The organism is Sulfurimonas sp. (genome assembly GCF_028694895.1).
GTDB lineage: Bacteria > Campylobacterota > Campylobacteria > Campylobacterales > Sulfurimonadaceae > Sulfurimonas.
In genome coordinates this window covers 1-5,199 of the sequence record NZ_JAQVKA010000096.1, presented here as the reverse complement: position 1 = coordinate 5,199, position 5,199 = coordinate 1, and the positions used below count along the sequence as shown (strand labels likewise).

The 5,199-nt window shown below is 36.9% G+C and carries 5 protein-coding genes and 2 pseudogenes; 6 read left to right on the top strand and 1 reads right to left on the bottom strand.

Annotated elements, in window-relative coordinates:
- The 4 genes and pseudogenes from PHI38_RS08840 to fabI all read left to right on the top strand — a co-directional run.
- Positions 1–207 (top strand): annotated as a pseudogene (locus tag PHI38_RS08840) (type I glyceraldehyde-3-phosphate dehydrogenase); the annotation flags it as partial.
- Between the two features lie 9 nt (positions 208–216).
- Complete coding sequence (gene pgk, locus PHI38_RS08835; protein ID WP_299855213.1) at positions 217–1,416, top strand: phosphoglycerate kinase; 1,200 nt, start codon at positions 217–219, stop codon at positions 1,414–1,416.
- Between the two features lie 3 nt (positions 1,417–1,419).
- The gene (locus tag PHI38_RS08830) at positions 1,420–2,130 is read left to right on the top strand and encodes a triose-phosphate isomerase (protein ID WP_299855211.1); all 711 of its coding nucleotides are present in this window, start codon (positions 1,420–1,422) and stop codon (positions 2,128–2,130) included.
- 18 nt (positions 2,131–2,148) lie between these two features.
- Complete coding sequence (gene fabI / locus PHI38_RS08825) at positions 2,149–2,970, top strand: enoyl-ACP reductase FabI (RefSeq protein ID WP_299855209.1); 822 nt, start codon at positions 2,149–2,151, stop codon at positions 2,968–2,970.
- Positions 2,971–3,014: 44 nt separating this feature from the next.
- Here the strand turns inward: fabI and PHI38_RS08820 are convergent, their stop codons facing one another.
- Positions 3,015–3,347: a hypothetical protein gene (locus PHI38_RS08820; RefSeq protein WP_299855206.1), complete on the bottom strand. Its 333-nt coding sequence runs from the start codon at positions 3,345–3,347 to the stop codon at positions 3,015–3,017.
- 140 nt (positions 3,348–3,487) lie between these two features.
- Here PHI38_RS08820 and PHI38_RS08815 point away from each other — a divergent pair, with 140 nt between their 5' ends.
- Both PHI38_RS08815 and PHI38_RS08810 read left to right on the top strand, forming a co-directional pair.
- Positions 3,488–4,843: a hypothetical protein gene (locus PHI38_RS08815; RefSeq protein ID WP_299855203.1), complete on the top strand. Its 1,356-nt coding sequence runs from the start codon at positions 3,488–3,490 to the stop codon at positions 4,841–4,843.
- Between the two features lie 78 nt (positions 4,844–4,921).
- Positions 4,922–5,199: pseudogene (locus PHI38_RS08810) on the top strand (ABC transporter permease); the annotation flags it as partial.

The following is a 5,199-nucleotide window of genomic DNA, read 5'->3' as shown; positions in this document are numbered from 1 at the left end:
GCTGAGGGCTCTTTAAAAGGTCTTCTTCTAATGGATAAGGAGATGAGAGTATCTCAAGATTTTGTTGGATGTGAGTATAGCGCTGTTGTTGCAGAAGATTAAACACAAGTTATTGATGGAGATATGGTAAAGATTATGGCTTGGTATGATAATGAGTGGGGGTACTCTTCAAGACTCTTAGACATGGCGCTATACATTAGTAAGTAGGATAGGCTTTTGGAACTATTAAACATTAAAAATTTAGAGTTAGCCGGTAAGAGAGTTTTTATAAGATGTGATTTTAATGTCCCTATGGATGAGTTTGGAAACATATCTGATGATCGTCGTATCCGCTCAGCATTATCTACAATCAACTACTGTCTTGATCAAGATTGCGCGGTTATTTTAGCATCTCATCTTGGTCGTCCAGATGGAGAAGTTGTTACTAAATATTCACTTATTCCAGTAGCAAGAAGAATCCAACAGCTTCTAAAGAGAGAAGTTGAACTCTCAAGCGATGTTGTTGGGCCTGATGCGATAAAAAAGGCTGCCGAGTTAAAATCTGGCGAAGTTCTAATGCTTGAGAACCTTCGTTATGAAAAGGGCGAGACAAACAACGATAAAGAGTTATCAAAAAAATTGGCATCAATGGCAGATTTTTATATAAATGACGCATTTGGAGTAAGCCATCGCGCGCATGCTTCAGTTGAGGGAATTACGCACTTTTTTGATGATAAACATAAAGCAGCGGGATTTTTACTTCAAAAAGAGATAGACTTTTTGGGAAAAATCATACAAAAGCCTGTACGCCCATTTGCCGCTATTGTAGGGGGAAGTAAGGTTTCAGGAAAACTTGAAGCGTTGATAAATCTGCTCCCTCGTGTGGATAAAGTCCTCATTGGCGGCGGAATGGCTTTTACATTTTTGAAAAAACTAGGCTATGACATAGGCTCTTCGCTTGTTGAGGACGACTTGCTAGAAGATGCTGGGCGCATTATGGATGAGGCAAAGAGACTTGGAGTTAAGTTTTACTTGCCTGTGGATATAGTCGTTGCTGATAAATTCTCAGAAGATGCAATAAGCAAAATCGTCTCATTTCAAGAGATTCCACACCTTTGGATGGGATTAGACATAGGACCTGCTACGGTAAGACTTTATGGTGAGGTTCTAAGCGATGTTCAAACAGTGCTTTGGAATGGACCTATGGGAGTTTATGAGATGGATAAATTTGCTCGTGGCTCAAACAAGATAGCACATTTTGTAGCTGATAGTTATGCTACTACAATTGTAGGCGGTGGCGATACTGCTGACTTGGTTCAAAGAATTGGTCTTGATGATGAGATGACATTTATCTCAACTGGAGGAGGGGCTTCTTTGGAGCTTCTTGAAGGTAAGGTTCTACCAGGTGTAGCATCTTTAATGCGTAAAGATGTTTAACGTATGATAATTGCAGCAAACCTAAAAACAAATTTAACAAGAGAAAAAACTGCCAAATATATAAAAGAGGTAGAACACTTTTTAAATCAACACAATATCTCGCAAGAAGTTTTTGTTTTTCCAGCAGTTTCTAATTTAATGAGTAGCACATCAAAGGTAGTTGTTGGCACCCAAAATGCTTACCCTGCAGTAAATGGAGCGTTTACTGGTGAGATAGGATATGAGCAGCTAGAAGAGTTTGGAATTAAAACTATTCTAATTGGACATAGCGAGAGAAGACACGTTATAGGCGAGACTCAAGAGTCGTTAATAGCAAAGTTTGATTTTTATAAAAACTTAGGGTTTAAAATTATCTACTGTGTAGGCGAGCCTTTAAATGTTCGAGAGATGGGACACAAGGCGATGATGGAGTATATCTCAAAGCAGTACGAGGGTATTGATACTGCTTATGAGAATCTTATCATTGCTTATGAACCTGTTTGGGCGATTGGCAGTGGTTTAACTCCAACACTTGAAGATATAGAGATGGTGCATAAAGATTTAAAGATAAAATCAGCTGCACCTCTTCTTTATGGAGGCAGTGTAAAAGTATCAAATATAACAGAGTTTTTAACGCTAGATAATGTTGATGGAGTTTTAGTTGGAAGCGCTGCCTTGTACGCAGAGCATTTTTGTACAATGTGTGAACACGCACAAAATTTAGAAAAAAAATAGATTATAAAGGAGAAGTTAATGGTAATGAAGGGCAAAAGAGGTTTAATAGTAGGTCTTGCAAACGATAAGTCAATAGCGTATGGAATTGCAAAAGCGTGTCACGAACAGGGAGCAGAGTTAGCTTTTACATACTTAAATGATGCACTTAAAAAGAGAGTAGAGCCATTGGCTACGAGCTTTGGTAGTGATAAAGTATATGAGCTTGATGTATCAAATGAACAACACATGCAAAACATTGCGGGTTTGATTGCAAAAGATTTTGGCAAGATTGACTTTTTAGTTCACTCTGTAGCATTTGCTCCAAAAGAGGCACTTAGTGAGCCTTTTATGAAGACTACAAAGGGCGCTTTTGCGATTGCTATGGATATCTCTGTTTACTCACTTATTGATTTAACAAATCGTTTAGAGTCAGTTTTAAGTGATGATGCTTCTATACTTACATTATCTTACCTTGGTGGTCCAAAGTATATAGTAAACTACAATGTTATGGGCGTTGCAAAAGCAGCACTAGAGTCAACTGTAAGATATATGGCAGCAGAACTTGGCGCAAAAGGTCAACGTGTAAATGCTATCTCAGCTGGACCGATTAGAACTCTAGCAGCTGCTGGAATAGGTGACTTTAAACAGATACTTAACTGGAACGAAGTAAATGCTCCACTTAAGAAAAATGTAACAACAGAACAAGTAGGTAACTCTGCTATGTATCTACTTAGTGATTTAGCTTCTGGTGTAACTGGTGAGATTCACTATGTTGACGCTGGATATAACATCATGGGTATGGCAGCAGCTGAGGAGACTACAGATGGTAAGACAGTCTTTTGTTGGGATGCTAGAGAGTAAACTCCTATCCCAAAGACTCTCTTGCACACAGCAAGAGAGAACTTCTACTTACCAATTACAGGCATGGTCTTAATCTTTTGACTATGTGACTCATCTGAAGTTGCATTTTGCTCACTTGCGTAAATCGTAATTTTATCAACATACTCTTGAATAGTAAAATCTCTACTCTCATCCTCGTTTTTCTTTTTTATACTCTCATCTTTCTCAACTGTTGGTGTCCAATCTTTCTCTATCCAATTATCAAGTGCTTGTTGCATATAGCCACTATTTGCCTTCTCTTCTTTTCCAGCTACATCCATTAGTGCCTTGTTCTGAGATGGATTTACACCATCTATTTTAGAACAAGATATAAAGAATATAGCTATCAATATTGTCATAATTACTGTTTTCATGACACTATTATACATAAAGTATTTAACATTCTTATAAAAGTAATAAGAATTCATACATAAATTAATATTAAATTAAAAAACTATATGACATAATGTTGACAATTTTAAGTTTGGGAGAACAAAAAATGAAATTAATAAAATTAAGTCTGGTAGCAACATTACTAATAGGTTCAAGTGTATTTGCAATTGAGAACACAAAAGTATCTGGTGATGTAAAACTGTTTTACGGAACTATGGATAGTGATACTGGTACTTACTTAGGAAACAAAACATCTCTGTTTGATTCAGAAGGATCATATGGAAATGCTGCTGTTAATTTAGAACTAACAACAGACTTGACAAAAGGTGTTTCTGCTGGTGTAAAAGGTACTTATGTAACTACTTTAGGTTTAGAGAATAACCTTGTTGATAATACATGGTCAAACGCTCATGGTATAACATCGAATAATGCTGCAACATTTGCAGGTGGATTACAACTAGATGATACATTTTATTTAGGTGAATTATGGGTTGCTGGAACTGCATTTGACACAACTGCTAAAGTTGGTCGCCAATCTTTGGACACGCCTTTAGCATTTACAGAGACTTGGGGAGTTGATCAAAATACTTTTGAAGCAGCTGTCTTAATTAACCAAAGCATTCCAGACACAACTTTAGTTGGTGCGTGGGTTGGTAAGTCAAATGGTTCTGCTGATGGTTTAGATACAGCTGGAAATAAAGCGCTTACAGGACTAAATGCAGTGAATGGTTATGCTAGCGCTGCACAAGCTGGTTATTTAGCTCAAGATGGTAAGTTCAATACTTTTGGAACAGACGGTGTTTATGTTGCAGGTATTATAAATAACTCAGTTAAACCTTTAACTCTTAGTGCTTGGTACTACTCTCTTCAACAAATGGCAGAAGCATATTGGCTACAAGCTGATATAGATGTTGATGGTATTTTAGCTGGTGCTCAATATGTTCAAGTTGATGCTGATAAGTTGATTTCAGGGGTTGACAAAGATAAGGCTTATGCTCTAATGTTAGGATATAAAGCAAATGAACTTGGTACAATCAAATTGGCATATTCTTCTGTTGATGACGAAGGTACTATTGGTGTAGCTAACGTTGCAACTGGTGAAGGTTCTGCAACGTCTAGAAATGGTTCTGGTGCTCAATCAAAACTGTATACTGAAATGTGGTGGGCTTATGGAAGCGTTTCCCAAATTGGCGCAGATGCTTACTCTTTAACAGCCGAGACAACAGTTTATGGAGTTAATTTACTTGCTGGTTACTACTATTCTGATATCAATGTTGCTGCTAGTTCTACTGTTAATCCAAATGCAGATGCTGAAGTTACTGAAATTGCTTTAGTTGCATCTAAATCTTTTGGACCACTAGATACTTCTCTTGCTATTATTTTTGATAATATTGAAGACAATATTGCTAATACAGATGAAGACACAACTCATCTTCAAGTATATCTAACATATAATTTCTAACAAACTCTCTACCTCCTATTTTCTCTATAAGGGGCTAAGTTTTCTCGCTTAGCTCCTCTTTTTGGTATAATCCTTCCCATGAAACAGTTACTCAAAAAAATATTTTATATACTATTTATGCTTTTTCTTATCTCACTTATCTCATTTTTGGCGATACATGCAGCACCAAACAGTTTTTTTGGCGCAGGAGAGTTAAATCCAAATATGACACCAGAAGCCATCAATGCATTAAAGGCTGTTTATGGCCTTGATAAGCCACTTTTTGAGCAGTATATAGAGTGGATTTTAAACATAATAAGACTAAACTTTGGCATCTCTTTTGTTAGCGGAGGAGATGTTACAAAAGAGATATTAAA